Below are 25,405 nucleotides of genomic sequence, written 5' to 3' on the forward strand. Positions count from 1 at the left end.
CCAGCAAGGGGTCGTCATGAGCGCGCGGGTTCACGGGATGCGGTCACAGCGCAACGCCTTCGTCGCCGATCAGTTTTTCGAGCAGCCAGATCAGCGCGAAGTCGATCGCGACGATGAACACGGCGAAACAGAACACGGTCGGATCGAGCGACGACACCGTGCGGCTGTAGAGCCACACCGGCAGCGTCATCGTGTCGATGCCGTAGAGGAAGAACGTCACCGTGAATTCGTTGAAGGAGACGATGAACGCGAACAGCATGCCGGCGAGAATGCCGGGGCGCATCAGCGGCAGGATCACGTCGACGAGCGCGCGGCCTGGACTCGCGCCCATCACGCAGGCGGCCTCTTCGAACTCCGGGCCGATCGCGGCGACCGACGCCGCGCAGTTCTTCACGGTAAACGGCAGCGCCAGAATCACGTGCGCGATGATCAGGCGGAACACGCCGAGCTCGACGGGCAGCACGTTGAACACCAGCAGCAGCGACAGGCCGAGCATCACGAGCGGGTACACGAGCGGCAGCGCGACCAGTTGTTCCACCGCGGGCTTGCCGCGAAAACGGTAGCGGCTCAACGCGTAAGCGGCAGGCACCGAGACGAGCGTGGCGATCACCATCGTCGAAATCGCGACGATCAGGCTCGTGGTCAATGCGGCGCCCATCGACAGCGAGTCGCTCGCGTCCGGCGACACGAAGCTGTGCCACGCGGCGCGATACCAGTGCAGGCCGTACGCGTGCGGCGGGAATTCGAGCGTGTCGGCCGCGCTGAACGACATGGTGATCATCGTGAGGATCGGCAGCGCGGCGAGAAACAGAACGATCGCCGCGAGCAGGGCGGTGGCCTTGCCGAGCTGGCCGGGCATGGTGGCCGCCAGACGCGGCGTGCGGGGAGTGCGGGGCGGGCGCGGCTGCAAGCGCGCGGCTTGCGCCGTCTGAATCGGCGTGCTCATGTGTGCGGCTCCTCGGCAAGACGTTGCGTGCGGCGCACGAGGCGCTGCGACAGCGCCATCACGGTCAGCGTGGCGACCATCAGCACCACGCCCGACGCGGACGCCGCCGGCCAGTTCAGCAGCGGCGCGACCTGATCGTGGACCAGCACGGCGAGCATCGGCACGCGTCGTCCGCCGAGCAGCAGCGGCACGGCGAACGCGCTCGCGTTGTACGCGAACACGAGCAGCGCGCCGGACACGAGGCCGGGCATGGCGAGCGGCAACAGCACGTGACGCAGCGTTTGCCAGCGCGTTGCGCCGAGCGTGGCGGCGGCTTCTTCGTAAGTGCTCGAGACCGCGCGCATCGCGCTCGAAAGCGGCAGCACGGCGAGCGGAAACGCGGTCTGGATCAGGCCGAGCAGCACGCCGTTTTCGCGGTACAGCCACATCAACGGACGTTGCACGAGGCCGCTGCCGAGCAGTGCGTGATTGAGCAGCCCGGCCGGCCCGAGAATGATCAGCCAGCCATAGCCCTGCAGCAGCAGATTGACGAGCAGCGGTAGCAGCACACCGGCCAGCAGGAGGCGCCGGGCGAGCCGCGACTTCGTGCGCGCCATCGCCAGGGCGACGGGAATCGCCAGCAGCACTGCGCAGATCATGCTTTGAAATGCGAGCTTCAATGTCAGCCACAACGACTTCATGAAGTAGCCGTCGAGCAGGTCCGCGTAGTTTTGCAGCGTGAAGCCGCGCCACTCGTTGCCTTGCGTGCCGAAGCTCATGCGCAGCACGACCAGCGCCGCGGCGCCGAGCACGGCGAGAAACAGCAGGATCGGCGCGAGCAGCAGCCACGGCCGCGCTTTTTCCATCGCGGTGGCGGCAGGCGCGTCAGGCACGTCCGGCACTGCGCCGGACGCCGATGAGGCACGCCGCGAAAAGCGCGCGAGCATCGCTGTCATGCCGAGAAGATTTCGGTGTAACGCTTGATCCACGCCGGTTGCACGACGGCGAGCGCCTTGTCGTCATGCAACACGGCCTTTTCTGCGATCTGCTGCGGGCTCGGCACGAACGCGCGGCTCTCGGCGGGAATCACCGCTTTCGAATTGACCGGGCCGTTCAGCACGTCGGCGGCCATGCGGCCTTGCACGCCCGCGTCGAGCGAATGGTTGATGAAGGCGTGGATCAGATCGCTGTCGCCCGGATGCGACTTGGGGATCACGGTGAACATCAACTGCGTGGCGAAGCCTTCCTTCATGCCGTAGGTCACACCCATCTTGTACTCGGGCTTGCGGATCTGGTCGGGGAAAAACGCCGGCGAATAGATGCCGCCGATATCGAGCGAGCCGGTGCGGAACAGATCGGCCACCTGGTTCGGGTTCTCGCCGAGCGTCATCACGCGATCTTTCAGCTGCATCAGCTTCTTGAAGCCCGGTTCGATGTTCTGTTGCGAGCCGCCGTTCATCTTCGCCGCGATGATCGCGAGGTCGACCGCTTCGGCCCATTCGGGCGGCGGCAGGAACAGGCGGCCGGCGTACTTGGGATCCCACAGTGCTTCGTACGAAGCCGGCGCGGTCTTGACCGTCGAGGTGTTGTAGATCAGCCCGTCCGACCACAGCAGATAGCCGACGCCGAAGCCGTTCGCGCCCGTGCGGTACTGCGGCGCGACGTCCTTCAGATTCGGCAGTTTGTCCAGCTCGGGCTTCATCAGCAGGCCGGCGTCGCCGAGACCGGACGCACCGACGCCGGCTAACGTGATGACGTCGTAGGTGGGGCGGTCGCCCGCGGCCTTCACCTTGGCGACCATGCCGGAGGTGCCGTCGGCGCGGTCGGCGATCACTTTGGCACCGGTTTTCGCCGTGAACGTGGCGGCGATGTTGCGCAAAGCGGCGGCGCCGGTATCGTCCGACCAGGTCAGCAGACGCAGCGTCTTGCCGCTGAAATTGTGTTCCTGCGCGCGCAGGTTGATGAACGGCATCGGCAAGGTGGATGCCGCGAGTGCCGCGCCGATCGTCTTGATGGCCTGCCTTCTACCCCGTTTGATCTCTTGCATGGCGGTCTCCTGTGTTGAACGCCTGTTGCCTGATGGAATCGTGTGACCGCTGCCGTTGCATCGCGTGTTTGCGTTGCCTGCTTGCGCTGCGTGTGGATGCACTCTAGGTTTGTCAAAATCCCTCAACAAACGAAATATGCGCATGGAGCGCATGACGTAATCTCATGCGCAGGCCGTCGCGCGACTGCGGTGGCGCACGCCGCTCAGGTGGCGGGAGCGCCGAGGCAGTAGCGCATGCGGGTTAACGTCCATCTTTTACCGGCGTTTCGCGTTCACGCGGAGGTATGAGGAAAGCTCGGTTCTGGTGCGGTTTCGAACAGGTTTCGCCCTGTATCGGTGCATGGCGGCCTCGCGAGCCTTAAGTTTCGGCGGCAGCATGAGCCGAATGCATGGGCGCTCCGCTGCCGACTTGCCCTAAGGCAATTTGTGATCGCGTATCCTGTGGGCTCTGGCGGCATTTCGGCGGCTTACGACGATCCATGCCGTCACGTCCACCAATGATTTTTTCTGATCCCGGATACGCCGATGCGACGCCTACCGCCGCTCAATGCGCTGCAGATTTTCGAAACCGTGGCGCGACATCGCAGTTTCACGCGCGCCGCCGACCACTTGTGCCTCACGCAAGGCGCGGTCAGCCGGCAAATCATCGCGCTCGAGGACTACTACAAGTTTCCGCTCTTCAAACGCCATGCGAAAGGCCTGACGCTCACCGCCGAAGGGGAATTGCTGCTGCCGGCCGTGAAGGAGAGCTTTGCGCGCATCGAGGAAATTTCGCTGCGCCTGACACGGCAGCGCACCGATCTCGCGCTGAAAGTGCCGACCTGCGTGATGCGCTGGATGCTGCCGAAGATCATGCGCTTCCAGGCCGAGTATCCCGAGTTGCATGTGCAGATCACGACCACGTGGCAGCACGACGTGGATTTCCAGCTCGAACCGTTCGACGCTGCGATCATCTACGGCTCCTCGCCTGGCGCGGACGTGCAGGCCGTGTCGTTGTTCGAGGAGCGTCTGACGCCCGTATGCGCGCCCGATCTGCTGAAGGACAAGCCGCTTGCCGAACTGGCCGACCTTGCGCGCCATACGCTGCTGCATCCCACGCGCGACCATCGCGACTGGAAAATGTGGCTTGCCAAGGTGACCGAGGTGGACGCCGCGAACGCGCCGGTCATCGACGCCGAGCACGGCCCGAGCTTCGACACGCTCGACATGGCGACCAACGCCGCGCTGCAGGGTTTCGGCGTCGCGATCAGCGACCTTGCGTTGATCGACGAGGACGTGGCGGCCAAGCGCCTCGTGCGGCCGTTCGATACGGTACTCAAGACCGGCTGGCGTTATTACTTCGTCTACCCGGACTCGGTCGCGCACCAGCAGAAGCTGAACCTGTTTCGCGACTGGATCGCGGCGCACTGGGAGGAGTAGTCTGCTGGCTCAGGGCGCGAACGAGAGAAACAGGTACGCCGCGAACAGCGACAGATGCACGGCGCCTTGCAGAATCGTCGTGCGGCCGCTGCTGAGCGTGAGTGTGCCGATAATCAGCGTGAGAACGAGCAGCACGGTTTCCTTGCCGTCGATCCCGAGCACGAGCGGCTGACCGGTGTACAGAAACACCCCGGCGACCGTCGGAATAGTCAGGCCGATACTGGCAAGCGCCGAGCCAAGCGCCAGATTCAGACTGTTCTGCAACCGATCGGCGCGCGCCGCGCGCACGGCGGCAAGCCCTTCGGGCAGCAGCACCAGTGCGGCGATCACGATGCCGACCACGGCCGCTGGCGCGCCCGCATTCTGGACCGCGGTTTCGACCACCGGCGAGAGCACCTTGGCGAGCAAGACCACCGCGACGAGACACACCAGCAGCAAGCCGGCGGCCGCCAGCGCCTCGCCGGCGGTTGGCGGCGAGGCGTGGACGCTTTCATCCGGCGTGGCGGCGAGAAAGTAATCGCGATGGCGCACGGTCTGCACGAACACGAATACGCCGTACAGCACCAGCGACGACACTCCGGCGAACGCCAACTGCGAAGACGACAGGACCGGACCCACACTGGTCGTCGTGTAGTTCGGCATGACGAGCGTCAGCACGGACAGGGAGGCGAGCACAGCCAGCGCCGCCGAAGCGCCACGGCTCTGAAAATCCTGCTCGCGATGCCGGAGGCCGCCCACCAGCAGGCAAAGGCCCACAATGCCGTTGCAGACGATCATCACTGCGGCGAATACGGTGTCGCGCGCCAGACCGGCTTTCTCCGGGCCGGACGTGAGCATGACCGAGACGATCAGCGCGACTTCGATCACGGTGACCGCCACCGCCAGCACCAGCGTGCCGAACGGCTCGCCGACGCGATGCGCGACCACTTCCGCGTGGTGCACCGCGGTGAAAACCGCAGCGCACAGCGCCGCGCCGACCAGCGCGAGCAGCAGAACGTTGCCCGGCATGGCATAAGCGATGCCGAGTACGATCCACGCGACGAACGGCACGGCAATGGTCCAGCGGGGCAGAACGGTCACGGGCGTGGTCATTCGGGCGTCCTTCTAATGCTTGTATTGGGTAGTGCGGCAGGCCCGGACGACCTCCGTCCTGGTCTGAAGCGTGGCTGAATATTCAGGTAACTTATGAGGAGTATGCTTTAACACATTAAATTATAAAGGATAATCGATGTCGGGCAGGTATCGATTCTGGGGGCTTGACGAAGGTGAGCCAGCGCGTCCGGCATCCTGTGAGCGCAAACGGCGACAGCTTGTGCGACGGATCGGGTCACGCGGAATTGCGCGGGTGGCAAGCGACTCGCGCGTCGCGAATACAAGGCAATTGAGGGGCGGGGGATACTTTGGCCCGACGCGCGACCGGCTGGGCAGATCATCTCGGTGTGCGGCAACTTGCGGTGCGCGGCGCCCGGCGGAACCGCCCGCCGGAGCGGCCAAGGCGCCAGCGTGCCATGACAGGACCGCTGGCGCCCGGCTATGTCGTTATACCCGGTTCATTCGCTTACTGGCCGACCGGACGAATGGTCAGCGCGTTCTTGACCGAGGTCACGCCGGCCACGCCTTGCGCCGCCTGGGTGGCCAGGTCGATCTGCTCCTGTTCGGGCACGCTGCCGGCCAGCGTCACCGCGCCGCCACGCGCACGCACGGTGATGTTCGACACGCTCAGACCTTTGGTCTTCGACAATGCGCTGCGGACTTTGCGTCCCAGCGCGCGGTTGGCCGCCTTGGTCTGTTTGGCCGACGGCGTAGCCGATGCGGCGGCCGGGGCTGCGGCGTCGCTGCTTTGTGCATACGCGTTGAGGGACGCGAGAACGATCAGCGCGCTGCCGATCATCTTGATTGCCGGAAATGCTTTCATTCAACTCTCTCCTATTGTCATGGGTACACGCCCCCGGGATGGGGCGGTGCGCTACACCAGCAGGTACATCGGGATCAAATCTGAATGGAACGGTGCTGCGGATCGTGCGAATGCTTTCAATCTATACGCTGATTCGGGCGGGCCGAAACACACGTGAGCCGGCAAAGGCTGTGCTGCAGGCCGGAAACACACGATACTCCAATTAGTGCCATGGTGATGGCAGCACAGCGCAAGTGAGGTTTTGGTACAACGAATGGGCCGATGAAAACAGGCCGATGGCGTCGTATCGCTTGATATCAGGCGCGCATTGCTTTATTCGCGGATAACGGCCGGTCTATCGGATTGTCGGGCGCATTGCATCGCGTTTTCCGGATTTTTCAATTCGCCGTCCCATGTGCTTTAAAGATAAGGTCTGACGCATGCGGAATCAGCCACTCCCTATCGTGCCATTGCTTCGTGACGAATTACCGCTCGACACCGTCGAACTCGCGCGTTTCATGATCGGCAAATACCTCGTGCACGATTTGCCGGAAGGGCGCATGAGCGGACGGATTGTGGAAACCGAGGCGTATCCCGTCGGCGATTCGACGAGCCATGCATTTATTGGCCGGCGTCCGTATAACGGATCATTGTTTCTCGCTCGCGGCCATGCGTATGTGCGACTGACTTACGGACTCTCGTACATGCTCAATATGTCCGCCGAGGCGGAGGACGTCGGCGCCGGCATTCTGTTTCGCGCGATCGAGCCGCTCGAAGGCTTGCCGCTGATGGAAGCGCGGCGGCCCGGCGTGCCGCTGCGAGATCTCGCGCGCGGGCCCGGCCGGCTCACCACGGCACTCGGCATCGGCCAGGCGTTCGACGGCCTCGATCTGTGCGCGGGGCGCGATTTGTGGATCGGCGTTCTGGAGCGGGGCGAAACGACGGTGGGCGTCACGACACGCATTGGCCTGTCCCGCGAGATGCACCGGCCGCTGCGGTTTTTCGAGCCCGGCAGCGCTTTTGTCAGCGGACCGAGAAAGCTCCTGCTGCCGCCCCAATTGGGTGCGCAGGGTGCGCACAAGCGGACGTAAATTTAACCAGCGGCGGTTCAGCCGGCGGCAAAAAGCACCCGGTTCCGACGTGTTTTTGAAACGTCAGACACAAAACGTTACGATCCCGACAATTATTACGCTAGTGATGCTGCTTGAATAAAATCTTACGGTAATTAGCGGACCATTCTTGCGATTACGACAATTATGTATCTCGAAATCAAGGGTTTTCCCTTGGCGATCTGGTGACTAGACTGAAATCACTCGCTTCTCACACGGTGTGATAAGCGAAGCAAATAAAACCAGTATGGAGGTAAGTCATCGTGAAATCGCTCATTAAGGCAGTCGCTATTGCAGCTGTTCTCGCCGCTCCTATTGCTTCTTTTGCTCAGTCGAGCCAACAACCGGTCACCCGCGCGGAAGTTCGCCAGGAGTTGATCCAGTTGGAACAGGCCGGCTATAACCCGGCAGCGTCCAACGACCCGACGTATCCGGCCGACATTCAGGCTGCAGAAAGCCGTGTGCAGGCGCAGAACCCGGCCGTCGCGCAAACCCAGGAACCGGTCGCCGACACCAGCGGTTACGGTGGCGCGAAGAGCGGTTCGTCGCAAGCCGGCGGCGTGGTTCAGCCGATGTCGGGCCCGCGCTCGGTGTATTTCGGTAACTAAGCCAAGCCGGGCTTTTCAAGGCTGGCTCATTCAGAACCGTGGCGGGCCTGAGCGGGCTGTCTGCTCGACGGGACTCTGATCGGGGCGAGGCGGACACGGATTGCTAGAAGCGCGCCTCGCGGTCGCTCGCAGTTAGAGCCGTAAGTCGTATGAAGTGAAGCTGGCGTTGCATGCGCGCCGGCAGGCGTGGCAGGCACGGACTCAGCCAGCAGGTCAAGATGAACGCGACGTGCCTCGGCAGCATCGCGCGCGTCTCAGTACCTCTGCGCCGCGCGAATCGCGCGGCCCACAATTCAAGAAACCTCCGCTGCCGCAAGGTAGCTTCGCCCAACCGTTTCACGGATTGGGCTTTTTTCGCGCACCCTTGCCGCGGCGTGCGCCGGGCGTCAGGGCCGCTCGCCGTGAATATAGAACTCGAGCTGCTGAATGGTGAACTGCTGTTCGGCAATGATGTTCTTCACCAGATCGCCGATCGATACCATGCCGACCAGCCGGTCATTCTCGATCACCGGCAGGTGGCGCATGCGCCGTTCGGTCATCAGGGCCATACAGTCGTCGGTGGTCTGGTCGGGGCGCACGAAGCGCACGGCCTTGCTCATGATGTCGCGCACCGGCGTGGCCTTCGAAGACCGGTCCAGCAATACGACCTTGCGCGCATAATCGCGCTCCGTGACGATTCCCGCGATGCTGTCGCCGTCCGTGACGACCAGCGCGCCGATGCCTTTTTCGGCCATCAGCTTGATCGCGTCGTAGACGGAATCGTCGGCCCCGACGGTGAAAACCGTGGTGTTGTTCGGTTTCGTTTTAAGAAGCTGTGCAACGCTTGTCATGGAGCGGCTCCGTTTCGCAGTGCAGCACGCCGGCGCGGCGCGCTGTCGTGAGGGACAGGCGATTCCAGTATAGGCGCGACGCGCCGCTGCAGTACCCAGGGAATAACTGTGGCGCGCGTAACGTTCAACTCGGGTAGCGCTGCGCGGCGGCGGCGGTTTTGTGTCGCGCGCAAGGGCATACGCACCGGCATACACAAGGGCATACGGGTGCGGGACGCCGATTAGCGGTAAACTCCCCAGTCCGTACCTTATCCCCGGTTTGATCGGGTTCATGTCAGCACCACTGTATAACGCCATGCTCACGCCTCACGATCCGTCGCCCGCAGCAGACGGCGCACTCAACGGCGAATGCGTCGTTCTCGACGCCACCGCCACGCTTCCCACGCGCTACGGCACGTTCACTTCCTACGTGTTTCGCGTGTGCGAGAGCGGCGCCGAACATCTTGCGCTCGTGATGGGCGACGTCGCCAACAAGTCGTCCGTGTTGACGCGCCTGCATTCGGAGTGCCTGACCGGCGACGTGCTCGGCTCGTACCGCTGCGACTGCGGCGAGCAGCTCGACCTTGCGCTGCGCTATATCGCGGCGGAAGGCTGCGGCGTGCTGCTGTATCTGCGCGGCCACGAAGGGCGCGGCATCGGACTGTCGAACAAGATTCGCGCGTATGCGCTGCAGGAGCAGGGGCGCGACACCGTCGAGGCCAATCTCGATCTGGGTTTGCCGGACGACTCGCGCGAATACGATTCCGCCGCGGGCATTCTGCGCACGCTGAAGGTCACGTCGGTGCGGCTCATGAGCAACAATCCGGAGAAGTTCGACACGCTGTCCAAGCACGGCATTCCGGTGTGCGAGCGGGTCGCGCTGGCGATCCCGATGCGCGAGGAAAACGAGCGTTATATCCGCACCAAGCAGGTCAAGTTCGGACATTACTTCGACGAAAACGAATGAGCGATACGCAGGCATCGGCTGCCGTGTGTGAATGGCGGCCGGCGCTGTAGCGGTGGGTTCGTCAATATCTTGCGGCCGGATTCCCGGCCGCTTTGCTTTGCGTTTCCACTTTGCTGTGGGTCTTCGTTGCATCGAAGCGCCGCGGATCAGAACATGCCGAAGTCGTCGTTGCTGTCGGGAATCGCGTTGAGCAAGTCCCGTAGCGCGCGCCAACCGAACCAGCCAGCAGGAGTTGCCGCAATCGCCGGCCGGCGCGGCGTGTCCGCGTTGGTGCCCGCGTTCGTGCCCGTGCGCGTCGCGGGCGTCCGACGACAGGCCGTCGTGACCTTCCGCGCTTCGATCGAGGCGTATAACCAGGGGCAGGTACGCATGCTGTCTCTCCTGATCCAGGTGCCGTTCAACGAGCGGTTGCCGCAGCCACACGCGGCACAATCGCCGCCAATACTTCCGCTAGCGTCGTCGCGCCGAAGCGCCGCTCGCTGATATCCGCTTCGACATCGATGCGACCGGCGTTGTGCGCATCGTAGAGATCGGTAATCAGACGCGCATGGCGTTCACCGAGTCCCGCGCCTTGAAGCATTGCGTCCCATTCGCCGCGCGGCACTGCGCGTGCCACCACCGCGCGGCCCGCCAGTTCGCCGATCGTGCGCGCCACATCCAATGCGCTGACACGCTCATCGCTTTCGATGCTCACGACCCGCGGCGAGACCGGCTGCGCTCGATCGTCGAGCAACAGTTCGGCGGCCAGCGTGCCCACGTCCTGTGCGGCGACGCTCGGAAAACGCTTGCTCAACGGATGATGCAGACTCGGCAGCGCGCCTTTCGCGAGTGCGACCGGCAGTACGCGGGCCCAGTTGTGCATGTGTTCGGCGGCGCGCAGAAACGTCAATTGCGAGTCGACGGTTCGCAGTTGCGTTTCAAGCTCGTGAAACAGCGTGGTAATGCCCGTGCCGGCCGGATGTTGCGCGCCGTAGTCGGAGAGCGCGAGAAGGCGTGGCGGCGGATCGCCACGCAATGCCGCAACGCTCGCGTCGATCATGCGCCGCATCGCCTGCGCGGGATCGGCGTGCGCGTGCGGCACCGGACACAGTAGTTGCACGGCGTGCGCGCCTTCAATAGCGCGGGCCACGGTCGTGGTTTCCAGCAGATCGGCGACGACGATCTCGCAACCGATCTTCGCGAGGAATTCGCCCTGCGCTTTGTCGCGGACCACCGCACGCACGATGCGACCCGCACGGCGCAATGCCGCCGCGCTCACTTTGCCGACCTTGCCGGCGGCTCCAAAAATCACGAACACGTTGCGCTCCTTGTTGACCCGGTATGGCGCCATCTTAGGAGCGCGGCGCTCGGGAAACGCGCGGGCAAGGATCGCTTTGCGCAGATTCGGATGACGGTTTTATCCGCGGCGCGGCAGCAGGAACGTTGAATCACGTAGAGTTGAGCGAAGCCGCAAAAAACGCCGCACAATGCAGACACATGAGCCGCCATCCACGAGGGAAGCGATGAATGCAGTGACACCGTTAACACAGCCGCAGCCGCACAGTGGTTCCCGCGTCGTGTTGCGCTCGAGCAGGCTGCTCGGCTGGCAGGACTTCGGCGCGGAGCTGGTCAACGTGTCGGCCGGGCTGCACCGCATGCCCGCGTTCAGGTATCACCGGGTGGGCGTGCACGTCGGCGCGCCGGTCAGGGCGCGCTGCATGTGCAACGAGCGCCGCCACTCGCGAATCCAGGCGCATGGCGACGCCGACGTGATTCCCGCGGGACTCGACGGGCAGTGGAGCGACGAAGCCGCCTGCACGATTTTCAGCGTGTGGATCGGCGAGGCGTTCGCGCGGCGCACCGTCGAGCAACTGTCGTTGAAAACGGCCGACGCGCAACTGCGCCCGCAATTCCAGCTGCGCGATCCGCGCTTTCAGTATCTCGCGTGGGCCTTACGCGCCGAGCTGGAAGCCGACGAGGCATCCGATCCTCTGTACGCCGAAAGCTTGTGCACGGCGATGGTGGTGCGATTGATCGGCGCCGCGCCGACGCCCGGAAACAAGCAGCGGCGCACGCTCGTGCCCAGAACGGCCGCACGCGTGATCGAATTTATCGAAGCGCATCTGGACCAGCGTCTCACGCTGAGCGAACTGGCCGCGCTCGCCGGGTTGAGTGTGCCGCATTTCAAGGTGCTGTTTCGCGAGACGCTCGGCATGCCGGTGCATCAGTACGTGGTACAGCGGCGCGTGGAGCGCGCGCGAACGCTGCTGCTGCAAGGCAAACTCAACGCGAGTCAGATCGCGCTCGATACCGGCTTCGCGCATCAGAGCCATATGGCGCACTGGATGGGCCGGCTGCTGGGCGTAACGCCGCGCGAGCTGACCAGGTCAGGCGCGAACGCGGGCAGCCTTGTTGCGTTCGATCCGCAAGATGGCCGCCGCATTGCAGCACCACGATAAAGACGCGGCAGCGTTGCGATCAGCCCGGCGTCGCACCCGTCAACTGCGCATAGACATCATGCGACAGTTGCAGCAACTGCTTGCGGTCGATTCCGCCTGACACCGCATAGCCGAAGTCGCCGTCGATCCAGTAGAACACGTTCACCGGGCCGTCCTGATACAGCTTGAACGCGGTCGTGTTCGAATTCTGCTGGCGACGAGAAATGCACAGCGTGACGCGTTCGCCGTTCGGCCCGCGATACATGAACTGCGCAGTCGGTCCGTCGGCGCCGGGCAACAGGCGTCCACCCGAAAGGTTGAAGCCGCTCTTCGAGAGAATCGGCGGATGCACGTTGGTGCCGAGCCGGTTGGCGAGCCACTGCACGAAATCCTGTTCGTGACCGTCGGTGCTCATCTCGGTCGGCCGGTCGATGGCGGGCATGTAGACCACGTGCGCCACCGCCGCTTGCCGCGCGAACATTTCAGAGCTGTCCGCGCTGACAGGGCGCGTGTCGGAGTGGCCGCCGGCCACCGGCGCGATGACGTCCTGCCCCATATGCGTGCCCACGCCGATGCCCACACCCAACACCAGCGCCGCCGCCATGCCGGCGAATTGCGGCCAGTTGGCGGCAATCCTCCAGCGACGCGGCGCGGGCGCTTGCAGGCGCTTCGGCACCGGCTCGCTCAGCACGCGGTCGTAGCGCTCGTGGAACATGCTGTTCAGCGAAAAATAATCGCTGACGCGCGCGGCCAGTTCGGGATTCTGTTCGAGCGCGCGCTCCACGTCGGCACGGCGTTCGTCGGACAGCGTGCCGTCCACGTACGCGTGCAGGTCTTCTTCGCCGATCGGCATAGTCTGGTCGCTCATCGCACCACCTGTAATTTCGCACCGGGCTGCGCGCCCGCCATCAGTGCCCGTAACCGTTCGCGTCCGCGCGAGAGCCGCGACATCACCGTGCCGATCGGAATGTTCAGCGCGAGCGCCACGTCGGCATAGCTCATTTCCTCGAGGCCTACCAGCAGCACGACTTCGCGCTGCTCCATCGGCAGGCGCTGCAACGCGTAGTCGAGGTCGCGCATTTCCAGCGAGCGGGTCTGCTCGGAGGGCACGGCGAATTCGCTCTCGGACACGCTTTCGTCGTCCACCGCTACGTGGACGGCGCGCGCCGAAGCCTTGCGCGCCTGGTTGGCGAACACGTTGTGCATGATCGTAAACAGCCACGCACGCAGGTCGGTGCCCGGCTGGAACATGCCGGTGCGGCCGAGCGCGCGCTCCAGCGTGTCCTGCACCAGATCGTCGGCGAGGTCGCGGTTGTTGATCAGCGCTCGTGCATAGCGCCGCAAACGCGGCACATGCTCCATCAGCTCGTCACGGACATCCATTTTCTATCCCAATCGTGGGCTTTTCGCGGGCAGGGAGGCGTCCTGCAGTCGCGCGAAAAGACGCATTCGAGGTGCGAACACACGTGCGTGCACTTTATTCCCCTGCTTTACATGAGATCGCGGATTGCGTTCGGCGGTCATCGCATGGTCATTGCGTCGGCGGCGCGCATCAGGCCGTGGGTGCGGGCGTTGCCGGCGACCACGAAACGTTGCCGCTGAGCGGTCCAGAGCAACAGACGAATGTCGCCGATACGCCGCGCGGACCACTGCGGCTGCGCCGGCGCGAGCAGCGCCAATGCCGAGAGCAGCACCACTGGTTGATTGTCGCCGTTCAGATAGATGAATTCGCTGACGCGCTGAAACGGGCCCAGCGCGATCACCCTTTGGTCGACGAGGCGCAAACCGATCGCCGAGAGGTTCGGCGCGGACGGATCGGCGCGAGTCGGCGACGCGGCGGAAAATTGCCCCGCGGCGCTTTCGGCCAGCGCCATGACGGCCGCATTGTTCAGCGCCTGAGCGGACACCTGAGTGGCGGCAAGCCAGCCGCTCGCCACCGCCAGCGTCAGCGCGAGCGCCGCCAGCGCGTTGAGTATCCTGCGAGCGCGTTTTGACGCATTCATGCGCCCGAATGCACGGCGCCATCCTGTCGCGCGGCCTGGCACGGGTTCGTCAGTCGTTTGAAAGGCCCGCTGGATCTGCGTGTTCAGCCTGCCGTAAAACGCCACCCGGCGCGCCTCCGCCGGATCCTTGCCCAGATAGTCCCGCAGAAACGCGGCGCGCTCCGGCGTCAACGTACCGTCGGCGTAGGCCTGAATGTCCGCTTCGGAAAGCGGCGAATCGGAAGGGGCGTTAGTGGTCATGATGTCGGCGTGCGTTGGAGTTCAGCTATCGAGGGCGAACACCCACACGGCCAAGTTTATTCCATATGTTCACATGCCGGTTTCGACGCCGCAGGGCGGCCGCGGCCGCACTTTCAGACGGCCTTCGGTGCGCTGCCGCGTTGCGTGCTAACCCCTTGGTGCGCCGCTTTATTCCCACTTCCGGATATGTTTTTTTCGAGCCTTCGATACAGGAATAAAAGCCGCGAACCCGTGGTTCTCCCTGATGCGAACCCGCACAAAACTCACTGGAGTTCATCATGAAGAAGCTCGCTTTTGCCGCCTTGTCCGTTGCCGTTCTCGCCGCTTCGTCGAGCGCTTTTGCGCAAGGCAAGACACGTGCTGAGGTGTACCAGGAATTGATTCAGGCACAGCAGAACGGCCTGAATTACGTCACCGATGCATCGTATCCCGACGTCAGCCCCGTGTTCGCTCAGCAGGTCGAACAGCACAAGGAAGCACTCGCCGCGCAAGCGGCGGCCGCCACCCATGCCGCGAGTCAAAGCGCGCAGGCGGGCAGCGTCAATTGAAGCTGACGATACCCGGCGCGCGAATGGAACGGGCGCGCCGGTATCGATTGGCATCGTTTGGAATAGATCGCGGCATCGCGTGTTAGCCCGGTAAGCGCATCTATCCAACAGAGGAGTTTCCGTGGCAAAACCATCCGTTCCCAACTCCGGGCCTGTCTGTGTGCCTTGCAGACTGGCCGTGATCGGCGCGGCCGTGCTGGTTCTCGCCGGCGGCTTTGCCTACACGGCGGGCTGGCTGACGCCTTCGCGTCTCACCGCGCCGCGTCTCATCGACACCTTCGAGACCGTGGCCGGCCAGCCGCATCCCGGCTACCGGCGCAACCACGCGAAGGGTCTGTGCATCGAGGGCTATTTCGATAGCAACGGCGACGGCGCGGTGCTGTCCCGCGCTGCCGTATTCGCGCCCGGCCGCACGCCGGTGACGGGCCGCTTCGCAGTGCCCGGCGGCAACCCGTCCGCGCCCGACACCAGTTCGCCCGTGCGCAGCCTCGCGTTGCAGTTCCTGTTGCAGAACGGCGAGCAGTGGCGCACGGGGATGAACTCGACGCCTGTTTTCGCCGTGCACACGCCGGAGCAGTTCTATCAGCAACTGGTCGCCGCGAAGCCCGACCCGGCGACCGGCAAACCGGACCCCGCGAGACTGAAGGCGTTTTACGCCGCCAATCCCGAGACGCAGCCGTTTCAGGCGTGGGTGAAGGCGCATCCGCCTTCGTCGAGTCTGGCGAATGCCGCGTACTACGGCATCAACGCGTTCCGTTTCACCGACAGCGCCGGCAACACGCGCGCCGTGCGCTGGGCGATGGTGCCCGAGACGCCGTATGCGCCGATCACCGATGCGGAAAAAGCCGAAAAGAATTTCCTCGAAGCGGACCTCGATCAGCGCCTGGAAAACGGCCCTCTGCGCTGGCATCTGATCCTGACCGTCGCCAAACCCGGCGACCCCACTAACGACGCCACATTGCAATGGCCCGACGATCGTCAGCACATCGACGCGGGCACGCTGGTGATCGATCACACGACGTCGCAGGAAAACGGCGCATGCCGCGACGTCAACTTCGATCCGACGATTCTGCCGGCCGGCATCGAGCCGTCGGACGATCCCTTGCTCGCCGCGCGCTCGGCCGCGTATGCGCTGTCGTACAAACGCCGCACACGCGAGGAAGCGCTGCATCCGGCGGTTCATCAAGCCCAGACAAACGGAGAGCACTCATGAGGCCGACGCGCACCCATTTCAGCCCGCTCGCGCGGCTATTGCACTGGACCATGGCGCCGTTGATCATCGCGATGCTGTTCATCGGCGTAGGCATGGTCGCCACCGTCTCGCGCGCGCACGACACGCTGATTGCGATTCACAAGCCGCTCGGTATCGCGTTGCTGCTGCTGGTGGTGCTGCGCGTGGGCGTGCGCCTCACGCGCGGCAGCCCGCCGTTGCCCGACACCATGCCCACGCCGCAGCGGTTCGCAGCGAAGGCCTCGCACCTCGTGCTGTATGTGTTGATGGCGGCAATGCCATTGATCGGCTGGGCGATGCTGTCGGCTGCGGGCTATCCGGTCACGCTATATGGTCCGCTGCATCTGCCGCCGATCGCGCCGCATAACGTCGAGCTGTTCGCGTTGCTGCGCGCGTTGCACACATGGCTCGCATTTGCCCTGTTCGCCACGGTGCTGTTGCATCTCGCTGCGGCGTTGCTGCATGGGCTGATTCGCCGCGACGGTGTGTTTTCGAGTATGGCTCGCGGCGAGCGTTGATGCTTTGTTAACGAGTTGTTAATGCTTCAGTTCTTCACGCGTTCTGAACGCGGATCATAAGGCGCTTTCAGATGCACGGTGGCCGGCAGCAGTTCGCCGGCGACATCGATTGCATAGCGGCCGCTGTTCAGATACGCGGCATCCGCCGCGCCGTCGGGGTTGTTCACATAGCCCATCGCGACCGGACAGCCGAGCGTGTGCCCGAATGCCGCCGAACTGACGAAGCCGACCGGCTTGCCGTCGCGCAGGATCGCTTCGCCGCCCCATAGCATGCGTTGCGCGGCACCGTCGGCCGTCAGCACGACCATGCGGCGGCGCAGCGGCTCGGCGCGCAGTTTCAGCAGCGCGTCGCGACCGCGAAACGCAATGTCCTTGCCGAGCTTGCACGCGAACGACAAGCCCGCTTCGAACGGATTGGTGTCCGGCGTGAGTTCACGGCCCCACGCGCGATAGCCTTTCTCGATGCGCAACGAGTCGATCGCATAGTAGCCCGCGTTGACGAGGCCGAACGCTTTGCCCGCTGCATGCAACGTTTCGTACACGCCCACGGCGAATTCGACCGGCACATACAGTTCCCAGCCCAGTTCGCCGACATAGGTGAGGCGCGTGGCGCGCACCGTGGCGTAGCCGAGATCCACCTCGCGGCTTTGGCCAAAAGCGAATGCTTCATTGCTCCAGTCCGCTTTGGAGACGCTTTGCAGCAACTCGCGCGAGCGTGGACCCATCACGGCGAGCACCGCGTACTGTCCGGTGACGTCGACTAGCGTGCAGTGTTTATCGTGTGGAATCGCCCGCTCAATGGTGTCGAAGTCGCGCGTGGTTTGCGCGCTGCCGGTGACGAGCAGGTATTGATCGTCGGCGAGGCGCGTGAGCGTGAAATCCGATTCGTAGCCGCCGCGCTCGTTGAGCATGCCGGTGTAGACCGTGGCGCCGGTCGGCACGTCCACGTCGTTGGCGACGATGCCTTGCAGCACGCTTTGCGCGTCGCGGCCCTTGACCAGAAATTTGGAGAACGACGTCATGTCGAACAGCGCGACGCCTTCGCGGCACGCGCGATGTTCGGCGCCGCTCCAGGGCAGCCAGTTCTGCTGGCCGAACGCGTAGTCGATTCTCGCTTCAGCGGGTGAGGGCGCGAAAAAGTTGGCGCGCTCCCAACCCATCTTGCTGCCGAAACACGCGCCCTCGTCACGCAGCAGCGAATACAGCGGCGAGCGGCGAAACGGCCGCGCGCTGTCGAGTTCGCGATTCGGCCACGGCATCGCGTAATGCAGGCCGAGCGTTTCCTTCACGCGATCGTGAAGCCACGTGTCGTTGCCGTTAAAGCGCGCGAAGCGGCGAATATCCACGGGCCACAAGTCCATGGTCGGTTCGCCCGCCACGATCCATTCCGCGAGCGCCATGCCCGCGCCGCCCGCCGAGGCGATTCCCATAGAATTGAAACCCGCGCCGACGAAAAAGCGCCGCAGTTCGGGCGCTTCGCCCAGCATGAAGTTGTTGTCCGGCGTGAACGATTCGGGGCCGTTATAGAACTGCCGCACCTGAGCTGTTTCGAGGGCGGGCACGCGCTGCAGCGCGTTTTTCATCAGGATTTCGAACTGATCCCAATCGTCCGGCAGCAGCTGGAATTCGAAATTCTCGGGAATGCCGTTCATGCCCCACGGTTTCGCATCCGGTTCGAAGCCGCCCATCACGAGGCCGCCCACTTCCTCCTTGAAGTAGATGAAGCCGTCCGGATCGCGCATGACCGGCAGATCCGGATGCACGCCCGCAATGCGTTCCGTGACGATGTAGTAATGCTCGGCCGAATGCAGCGGCACGGTCACGCCGCACAGCCGGCCGACCGCCTTGGCCCATTGACCCGCGCAATTCACGACGATGTCCGCGCCGATCGTGCCGGTTTCGCCGTCCTTGTTGCGCCATGCGAGGCCGCTGACTTCGCGTGCGCCGCTTGTCTTGCCGTCTTGCGCGGTGCGCGTGTGGATCGCCGTGACGCGGGTGTTTTCGACGATGCGCGCGCCGCGCATCCGGGCGCCGCGCATCCGGGCGCCGCGGGCCAAGGCCTGGGTCAGGTCGGTCGGATTCGCCTTGCCGTCGCCGGGCAGCCAGACGGCGCCGAGCAGGTCGTCGGTGTGCATGACCGGCCACAGGTCGCCGGCTTCCTGCGGGCTGATCACCTCGCAGGCCACGCCATAGGCGCGCGCGACGGCTGCGGTGCGTTTGAGTTGCGTCATCCGCTCGGCCGTGCGGGCCACCGAAAGCGAGCCGCATTGCTTCCAGCCGGTGGCGAGGCCGGTGGCGGCTTCGAGTTCGGCGTAGAGCGCGGTCGAATAGCGGATCAGCCGGGTCATGCTCTCCTGGGCGCGCAACTGGCCGACGAGTCCGGCTGCATGCCAGGTCGTGCCGCACGACAGTTGGCCCTGTTCGAGCAGCACCACATCGGTCCAGCCCAATTTGGTCAGGTGATAGGCGACCGAACAGCCGATGATCCCGCCGCCGATGATGACGACGCGAGTGTGGGTAGGAACCGATGTTGACATATGTGGAAAGTTGTTGATTATGTCGGAATAGATTGCCGCAAAAAGACACGAAATGCAACGGGCATCTGACGTTACCGGGAAACCTGCTGTGCCATACGCTCGTCGGGCTATCAAGTTGCCGACGCCACCGCTAGGCGGGGTTTGACGCACGGCAACGCAGCCCCGCAACCCGCACGCGGCCAGCCGTCGCTGAAGTGTGGTTTTGCTTGGAAACGTGTGGCCATTAACCACACCGAAGCGTGACTTTTGCTAGACTCCAGCAGACACTCACCGCCCAATTCCCATGTTCTCCAACCAGCGCCAAGCCGAAATCCTGCGACTCGTCCGCGAGCAGCGCACCTGTACGATCACCGATCTTGCCGGCCGCTTCGACGTGTCCGACGAAACCATCCGCCGCAATATCAAGCCGTTGATCGCCGGCGGCCTGCTGACCAAGGTCCACGGCGGCATCATGCTGCCCGAGCGTCTGGACGAACCGCCGTTCCAGCGGCGCATGGCGGCGAGCGCCGAAGGCAAGCGGGCGATCGGCGCGCGCATCGGCGAACTGGTGCGAGACGGCGATTCGCTGATTCTCGAGGGCGGCACGACCTGTCTGCATATTGCGCACGCGCTTGCCGCCCGCTCGCGGCTCACGGTCGTGACCAATTCCACCGAAGTCGCCCGTGTGCTCGCGCCGCGCAACGGCAACCGCGTGTTCATCGCGGGCGGCGAGTTGCGCCCCGACGACTGCGCCGCGGTGGGAGACAGCGCGCAGGCTTTCCTGCGCCAGTTCCACGTGCGCTACGCGATCGTCTCGGTCACCGCGATCGATATGCAGGGGCGTTTCATGGACGCGCTGCCTGCCGACGTAGCGTTTTCGCTGGCCGCCTTTGCTCAGGCCGAGCGGCGGGTGGTGGCGGCGGATCACGCGAAATTCGGCCATAGCGCGCTGGTGCACGCTTTCGGCGCGGACGCCGTCAATCTGCTGGTGACGGACGAAGCGCCCGCGCCCGCATTGGCTCAGGTGTTCGCGGCGGCCGGGCTGGATGTGGAGGTCGCCACACAGCCAGGTTCGTCCAACGCGTAAAATGGCCGGTTACCACAGGCAATCGATGCCGCGCGGAAACTCGCCGGCCGGCGCCACCCGCGCGCCGTCGGGCTGATTCTGTCCGCGCGCGCCTGCCTTTGCCGGCTTGAATAGGAATGGACGCTGATGTCGTCAGTTTTCTTCGATCGGGATCGCATTGCAGAGTGGCTCGGCGAACACACCGTCGCCAAGGCGCGCTCGGTCGGCCCCGTCACTCATGTGCAGTGGCACGGCTCCACGCTCAGCGGCGAGGTGCAGGGCACGCAGCCGCTTCCGTACAAGACGCGCGTGCGGTTTCGTACCGACGGCGGTGCGCCCTGGGCGCAGGGCGAATGCAGCTGTCCGGTCGGCCGCAACTGCAAGCACGTTGCCGCGCTGCTGTTCGCCGAGCTCGACTATCACGACGAGATGGACCATGTCACCCACGTCCACCTGGACGACGAGGGCGAGACCGCGCGCGACCTGGCGCGCGAGCCCGTGGCGAACCCCGGATCGGCCGCTGGCGTGCGGCCCGAACTGGTCAGCTGGCTCGAGCGTTTTCGCGCCCGCGCCGAAGCTGCGGACGCCGACGCCCAGAAGGCGAGCGCCCCACGCACCCAGACGCTCGCCTACCGGTTGACCTGGTCCAGATTCCACATGCGCCACGAGGTCGTGCTGTACCGCGCGCGCTGCAATCCGGACGGTGCGATAGTCGAAGTGGCCGAGCCCTGGGGCAATGTGGAAGCGGCGCTCCTCAAGCAGCCCAAATTCGTTTCCGACGAAGACCTGTCGATCCTGCGCGGTCTGTGGCTCGGCCGCTCCCGCGAGGATTTCGGGCAGTTCATCCTGCGCGGCACGAGCGGCGCGGAGATGCTGCAGAAACTCATCGCGACGGGCCGGCTGTTCGTCGATTTCACGCATGGCTCCGGCCGCGACGGGCCGATCCCGCTGTCGCGCGGCACCGACCGGCCCGGCCGGATCGAATGGGAGCCGCTCGCCGACGAGCGCCTGCGGCCCGTGCTCTGCACCGAGCCGCGCGCCAGCATGGTGCTGCCGACCGAGCCGGTCTGGTATGTGGACGGCGTCGCGAATGAGGCGGGCATCGTCCAGTCGTCGCTGCCGTTCCAGCAGTTGCCCGATTACCTCGCCATGCCGCCCATCTCGCTCGCCGAAGCGCCGCTGGTCGCCTCGGTGCTGCGCGAGATCGCGCCCGAGTTGCCGCTGCCGCCCACGCACGACGCGTCCGCGATTCGGGTGATCGACGTCGATCCCGTGCCGGTGCTCACGCTCAACAGTCACGCGTTGCCGTCGGCGACGAGCAAGGCGGGTTTGCGGCATTCCGCGGCGGTCGAACTGGCCGGCGTCAGTTTCGATTACGAAGGCGTGAGCATCAATGTGGATAGCAGCGTGACGCTCGTGCCGATGCCGGGCGGCGACGTCATTCATATCCGCCGCCGCTACGAGGCTGAGAAAAAGCGTCTGCTCGAACTGCGCAAGACCGGTTTGCAGAAGGTGCCGACCAGCCGGGTCCATGCGTCGCGCCTGCTGCCCGACACCATGCTCGGCCTGGCCGATGCCGAGGCGTGGTCCGCGTTCGTCAACGACTCGGTGCCGGATCTCGTGAGCAAAGGCTGGCGCGTCACGATGGCGCCCGAGTTCCGCTACAACGTGATCGAGATTGACGCGATCGAAGGTACTGCGCATCAGGCCGGCGACGGCTGGTTCGATCTGGAGATGGGCATTCGCATCGGCGAGCGCAACGTGCGGCTCGAACCGCTGCTCGCCGACCTGTTCAGGCGCGACCGGCGCTGGCTGAGCGGCGCGCTCGAAACCATCGCCGACGACGAGCCGATCGAGCTGAAGACCGAGGAGAACAAACGCCTGCGCCTGCGCGCCGACCGCCTGAAACCGGTGGTGCGCGTGCTCGTCGATCTGTTCGACGCGCTGGGCGGTTCGCTTGCCGAAGGCGCGCCGCTGCGCGTGGCGTCCGTCGACGCGGGCCGGCTCGAAGCGTTGAACGGCACCGGCCGCTGGCAATTTCGCGGTGAAGATTCGATCCGCCAACTGGCGCAGCGTCTGCAAGCCGGTCCGGGGCTGCGCGAGGTGCCGGTGCCGCGCGGCCTGAAGGCTGAATTGCGGACTTATCAGCAAGAAGGCCTGAACTGGATGCAGTTTCTGCGCGAACAGGATCTGGCCGGCGTGCTCGCCGACGACATGGGTCTGGGCAAGACCGTGCAGACGCTCGCGCATATCCTCGCGGAGAAAGAAGCGGGGCGTCTCGACCGGCCCGCGCTGATCGTTGTGCCGACCACGCTCGTGCACAACTGGCGCGAGGAAGCGCGCCGCTTCGCGCCCGAACTGAAAGTGCTGGTGCTGAACGGCCCGCAGCGCAAGGAGCGCTTCGAGCAGATCGGCGAACACGAGCTGATTCTGACCACGTACGCGCTGCTGTGGCGCGATCAGAAGGTGCTCGCCGGGCATGACTATCACCTGCTGATTCTCGACGAGGCGCAGTACGTGAAGAACGCCACCACCAAAGCCGCCCAGGCGATACGTGGGCTGCGCGCGCGGCATCGGCTGTGTCTGACGGGCACGCCGCTGGAGAATCATCTCGGCGAGCTGTGGTCGCAGTTCGATTTTCTGTTGCCGGGGTTTCTCGGCAGCCAGAAAGACTTCACCAAACGCTGGCGCAATCCGATCGAGAAGAACGGCGACGGCGTGCGCCGCGCGTTGCTGGCGCGCCGCATCCGGCCGTTCATGCTGCGCCGGCGCAAGGACGAGGTCGCCAGGGAGTTGCCGGCCAAGACGACGATCCTGTGCTCCGTGGACCTGGAAGGGGCGCAGCGCGATCTGTACGAAACCGTGCGCACGGCGATGCAGGAGAAAGTGCGCGCCGCGGTCAGCGCGCAAGGGCTCGCGCGCAGCCATATCATCGTGCTCGATGCCTTGCTGAAGCTGCGCCAGGTGTGCTGCGACCCGCGCTTGGTCCGCACGCTCAAGGCGGCGGGCGATGCGCATGAGACGCACGACAGGACGGACAGAATCGAGAAGGGCGCGCGCGCCATGCGATCAGCCAAGCTCGACCTGCTTCTGTCGATGTTGCCGGAACTGATCGAGGAAGGACGCCGCGTGCTGTTGTTCTCGCAGTTCACCGGCATGTTGTCGCTGATTGCCGAAGCGCTCGAAGAAGCCGCGATTCCCTATGTCATTCTCACCGGCGACACGGCGGATCGCGTTACGCCGGTCGAGCGTTTCCAGCAAGGCGAGGTGCCGCTCTTCCTGATCAGCCTGAAGGCGGGCGGCGTGGGCCTGAACCTGACCGCCGCCGACACCGTGATCCACTACGACCCGTGGTGGAACCCGGCTGCCGAGAATCAGGCGACGGACCGCGCGCATCGGCTGGGACAGGACAAGCCCGTGTTCGTGTACAAGCTGATCGCGGCGGGCAGCATCGAAGAAAAGATCGTGGAGTTGCAGGAGCAGAAGGCGGGACTCGCCGACAGCATTCTTTCTGAAGACGCCGCGGGCGCCGCCAAGTTCTCGGACGACGATCTCGATGCGCTGTTCGCACCGATGCCGGAAATTGAAAGCGGCAGATGATGCGCGGCATGGTCGCGGCGGCTTTCAAATATCCTCAGTTTTGCCGCTGCGTAGCCCAAAAGCGTGACAAATGGTCAATGCGCGCCGCGCTCCCGGCGACGCCGTCAACGCTTTCTCCTGACACTCGTTGAACACGCGACCGTGAAAAGGTCATTCAACGCAGTACGTTGAGGACACGTCGCTCATGAAGAAGCAGATTGTTGCCGTTGCCGCCGTACACGCGGCCGGATGAATTGCCGCACGCAATGGCAATCCGCTTCGACACTGCTTCCGGTTAGCGGCGGTCGCGACAACCGCGGCCAAGCCACCCGCGCGATTTACTCGCGCACTTTACCGAATTCCTCTCGATGAAATCCTGTTTGTCCCGATACCTCAGGTCGGGCTTTTCCGCGCTGTTTGCTTTGTCGCTGGTTGGGTTGTTCGCTGGCTGCGCGCAGTTCAGGCCTGGCACGGTGCCGGCTGCTTTGGCCAATGTTGCAGGCGCGCCGACGTCCGCATCTGAACCTGCCCCAACGGTGCCTGCCGGCTTCTACCGCGTCAATCCGGGCGACACGCAGACCGGCGTTGCCAAGGCGTTCGGTCGCGAGCCTGCGGCGATTGCGCAATGGAACCACCTGTCGGCTGACGACGGCCTGCGCATCGGCCAGGTGCTGCGCGTCGCGCCGCCGATCGTCGACGGCGGTGCGCCGGCGTCGAACGCGCCATCGGACTCGCTTGCGCAAGCGCGCGCGATCTTCGCGGATAGCTTGAACGAACCCCCGCCCGCAAAGGCGCGACTTGCCTGGCCGGCCGGCGGTCCACTGACCGAGCGATTCGTGTCGGGCAGCACAAAGGGGATCGTGATGGGCGGGCACATCGGCGAAACCGTGAGGGCGGCGTCGGGCGGTCGTGTCGTGTACTCGGGCGGCCGGATCGCGGCGTACGGCAAACTGGTCATCATCAAGCACGACGCGCATCTGTTGACGGCATACGGCAACAACCGCGCGCTGCTCGTCAAGGAAGGCACCTCCGTCAAGGCGGGCGATCCGATCGCCGAAATGGGCACGGACGATAAAGGCGAGGCGTCGTTGCGCTTCGAAGTGCGAGTGGACGGCAAACCGGCCGATCCGCTCAAGTACCTTCCAAAGCGCCAGTGACGCGGCGCAGCGGCGGGCTCGCCATTCACTCGCACATAACGAACGATGAGGCACGGACGAAAGAAGCGCGACGTCCCGCCATCGCATGATTGATCGGACGTGGCTTCGATATTCCGCCGAGCCGATCCATCTGTAACAAACCTTCTGCGTCTGTAAATCGACAGTTGCTGCCGCTTCAATTCATACCATTTTCGACGCCAGAAGCCACAACGGTTCTATCCGTAACGCATTACCGCCGAAGTAATAACTACCGCGCTTCCAGTTACAAAAGCAGTTCTTTCATCTTGAGTTGGAATTTCGGAGCGGCTAATTTGATGGCACTTGTGTGGTTAGACCCCCGCGAGCGTGTAGT

Annotated in this window: 23 protein-coding genes; 11 read left to right on the top strand and 12 right to left on the bottom strand. The window is 64.4% G+C overall.

All coding sequences use genetic code 11. From position 1 onward, the window contains the following. Nucleotides 1-43: 43 nt before the first annotated feature. From NE850_RS31755 to NE850_RS31765, 3 genes are read right to left on the bottom strand one after another with little or no spacing between them, the layout of a single operon-like run. On the bottom strand, nt 44-946 hold the full coding sequence (locus tag NE850_RS31755) for an ABC transporter permease (RefSeq protein ID WP_007177024.1): 903 nt from the start codon (nt 944-946) through the stop codon (nt 44-46). After that, a complete protein-coding gene (locus tag NE850_RS31760; protein ID WP_405044911.1) occupies nt 943-1,872 on the bottom strand; it encodes an ABC transporter permease in 930 nt (309 codons plus the stop codon). Before NE850_RS31760 ends, NE850_RS31755 begins: the two co-directional genes overlap by 4 nt. Nucleotides 1,873-1,877: 5 nt before the next feature. Further along, nucleotides 1,878-2,972, bottom strand: coding sequence for a PotD/PotF family extracellular solute-binding protein (locus tag NE850_RS31765; RefSeq protein WP_007177026.1), 1,095 nt, complete (start codon nt 2,970-2,972; stop codon nt 1,878-1,880). A 525-nt stretch (nt 2,973-3,497) separates the two neighbouring features. Here NE850_RS31765 and NE850_RS31770 point away from each other — a divergent pair. Further along, nucleotides 3,498-4,391, top strand: coding sequence for a LysR substrate-binding domain-containing protein (locus NE850_RS31770; RefSeq protein ID WP_007177027.1), 894 nt, complete (start codon nt 3,498-3,500; stop codon nt 4,389-4,391). 9 nt (nt 4,392-4,400) lie between these two features. Here NE850_RS31770 and NE850_RS31775 read toward each other — a convergent pair whose 3' ends face one another. Beyond that, entirely contained in the window at nt 4,401-5,483 is a 1,083-nt protein-coding gene (locus tag NE850_RS31775) for an ionic transporter y4hA (RefSeq protein ID WP_310699851.1), read from the bottom strand. A 466-nt stretch (nt 5,484-5,949) separates the two neighbouring features. Next, nucleotides 5,950-6,306, bottom strand: a complete 357-nt coding sequence (locus NE850_RS31780) for a BON domain-containing protein (RefSeq protein WP_007177029.1) — start codon at nt 6,304-6,306, stop codon at nt 5,950-5,952. A gap of 419 nt (nt 6,307-6,725) precedes the next feature. On the opposite strand from NE850_RS31780, the gene NE850_RS31785 reads away from it, so the two are divergent. Continuing rightward, nucleotides 6,726-7,376: a DNA-3-methyladenine glycosylase gene (locus tag NE850_RS31785; protein WP_310699852.1), complete on the top strand. Its 651-nt coding sequence runs from the start codon at nt 6,726-6,728 to the stop codon at nt 7,374-7,376. 281 nt (nt 7,377-7,657) lie between these two features. Beyond that, nucleotides 7,658-8,002: a DUF4148 domain-containing protein gene (locus NE850_RS31790; RefSeq protein ID WP_165188270.1), complete on the top strand. Its 345-nt coding sequence runs from the start codon at nt 7,658-7,660 to the stop codon at nt 8,000-8,002. A gap of 386 nt (nt 8,003-8,388) precedes the next feature. Here the strand turns inward: NE850_RS31790 and NE850_RS31795 are convergent, their stop codons facing one another. Beyond that, on the bottom strand, nt 8,389-8,832 hold the full coding sequence (locus tag NE850_RS31795) for a CBS domain-containing protein (RefSeq protein WP_007177032.1): 444 nt from the start codon (nt 8,830-8,832) through the stop codon (nt 8,389-8,391). A 295-nt stretch (nt 8,833-9,127) separates the two neighbouring features. On the opposite strand from NE850_RS31795, the gene ribA reads away from it, so the two are divergent. Continuing rightward, nucleotides 9,128-9,778: a GTP cyclohydrolase II gene (ribA, locus tag NE850_RS31800; protein ID WP_310699856.1), complete on the top strand. Its 651-nt coding sequence runs from the start codon at nt 9,128-9,130 to the stop codon at nt 9,776-9,778. A gap of 146 nt (nt 9,779-9,924) precedes the next feature. Here the strand turns inward: ribA and NE850_RS31805 are convergent, their stop codons facing one another. Both NE850_RS31805 and NE850_RS31810 read right to left on the bottom strand, forming a co-directional pair. Continuing rightward, nucleotides 9,925-10,149 (bottom strand): hypothetical protein, encoded by a 225-nt coding sequence (locus NE850_RS31805; RefSeq protein WP_007177034.1) that lies wholly within the window; start codon nt 10,147-10,149, stop codon nt 9,925-9,927. 26 nt (nt 10,150-10,175) lie between these two features. After that, nucleotides 10,176-11,075 (bottom strand): NAD(P)H-binding protein, encoded by a 900-nt coding sequence (locus tag NE850_RS31810; protein ID WP_035517160.1) that lies wholly within the window; start codon nt 11,073-11,075, stop codon nt 10,176-10,178. A gap of 205 nt (nt 11,076-11,280) precedes the next feature. Here NE850_RS31810 and NE850_RS31815 point away from each other — a divergent pair, with 205 nt between their 5' ends. Further along, nucleotides 11,281-12,216: an AraC family transcriptional regulator gene (locus NE850_RS31815; RefSeq protein WP_007177036.1), complete on the top strand. Its 936-nt coding sequence runs from the start codon at nt 11,281-11,283 to the stop codon at nt 12,214-12,216. 19 nt (nt 12,217-12,235) lie between these two features. On the opposite strand, the gene NE850_RS31820 is transcribed toward NE850_RS31815, so the two are convergent. The 3 genes from NE850_RS31820 to NE850_RS31830 all read right to left on the bottom strand — a co-directional run bounded on the left by NE850_RS31820 (nt 12,236) and on the right by NE850_RS31830 (nt 14,438). Then, the gene (locus tag NE850_RS31820) at nt 12,236-13,063 is read right to left on the bottom strand and encodes an anti-sigma factor (RefSeq protein WP_007177037.1); all 828 of its coding nucleotides are present in this window, start codon (nt 13,061-13,063) and stop codon (nt 12,236-12,238) included. Next, a complete protein-coding gene (locus NE850_RS31825) occupies nt 13,060-13,578 on the bottom strand; it encodes a sigma-70 family RNA polymerase sigma factor (protein ID WP_007177038.1) in 519 nt (172 codons plus the stop codon). Before NE850_RS31825 ends, NE850_RS31820 begins: the two co-directional genes overlap by 4 nt. 137 nt (nt 13,579-13,715) lie before the next feature. Then, nucleotides 13,716-14,438: an anti-sigma factor gene (locus NE850_RS31830; RefSeq protein ID WP_007177039.1), complete on the bottom strand. Its 723-nt coding sequence runs from the start codon at nt 14,436-14,438 to the stop codon at nt 13,716-13,718. Nucleotides 14,439-14,716: 278 nt separating this feature from the next. On the opposite strand from NE850_RS31830, the gene NE850_RS31835 reads away from it, so the two are divergent. The 3 genes from NE850_RS31835 to NE850_RS31845 all read left to right on the top strand — a co-directional run bounded on the left by NE850_RS31835 (nt 14,717) and on the right by NE850_RS31845 (nt 16,735). Then, the gene (locus NE850_RS31835; protein WP_007177040.1) at nt 14,717-14,986 is read left to right on the top strand and encodes a DUF4148 domain-containing protein; all 270 of its coding nucleotides are present in this window, start codon (nt 14,717-14,719) and stop codon (nt 14,984-14,986) included. Nucleotides 14,987-15,107: 121 nt separating this feature from the next. Continuing rightward, entirely contained in the window at nt 15,108-16,199 is a 1,092-nt protein-coding gene (locus NE850_RS31840) for a catalase family peroxidase (RefSeq protein ID WP_007177041.1), read from the top strand. Continuing rightward, a complete protein-coding gene (locus tag NE850_RS31845; RefSeq protein ID WP_007177042.1) occupies nt 16,196-16,735 on the top strand; it encodes a cytochrome b in 540 nt (179 codons plus the stop codon). The genes NE850_RS31840 and NE850_RS31845 overlap by 4 nt, the downstream gene beginning before the upstream one ends. A gap of 26 nt (nt 16,736-16,761) precedes the next feature. Here NE850_RS31845 and NE850_RS31850 read toward each other — a convergent pair whose 3' ends face one another. After that, nucleotides 16,762-19,272, bottom strand: coding sequence for an FAD-dependent oxidoreductase (locus NE850_RS31850; protein ID WP_310699853.1), 2,511 nt, complete (start codon nt 19,270-19,272; stop codon nt 16,762-16,764). A gap of 283 nt (nt 19,273-19,555) precedes the next feature. Between NE850_RS31850 and NE850_RS31855 the strand changes: the two genes are divergently transcribed. From NE850_RS31855 to NE850_RS31865, 3 genes are all read left to right on the top strand, one after another. Continuing rightward, on the top strand, nt 19,556-20,338 hold the full coding sequence (locus NE850_RS31855) for a DeoR/GlpR family DNA-binding transcription regulator (RefSeq protein WP_007177044.1): 783 nt from the start codon (nt 19,556-19,558) through the stop codon (nt 20,336-20,338). A 126-nt stretch (nt 20,339-20,464) separates the two neighbouring features. Continuing rightward, complete coding sequence (locus NE850_RS31860; protein ID WP_165188274.1) at nt 20,465-23,917, top strand: DEAD/DEAH box helicase; 3,453 nt, start codon at nt 20,465-20,467, stop codon at nt 23,915-23,917. Between the two features lie 347 nt (nt 23,918-24,264). Beyond that, nucleotides 24,265-25,053 (top strand): peptidoglycan DD-metalloendopeptidase family protein, encoded by a 789-nt coding sequence (locus tag NE850_RS31865; RefSeq protein ID WP_405044910.1) that lies wholly within the window; start codon nt 24,265-24,267, stop codon nt 25,051-25,053. The last annotated feature ends 352 nt before the right edge of the window (nt 25,054-25,405 follow it).

Origin of the sequence: Paraburkholderia sp. USG1 (genome assembly GCF_031570135.1) — a bacterium.
Lineage (GTDB): Bacteria > Pseudomonadota > Gammaproteobacteria > Burkholderiales > Burkholderiaceae > Paraburkholderia > Paraburkholderia dioscoreae.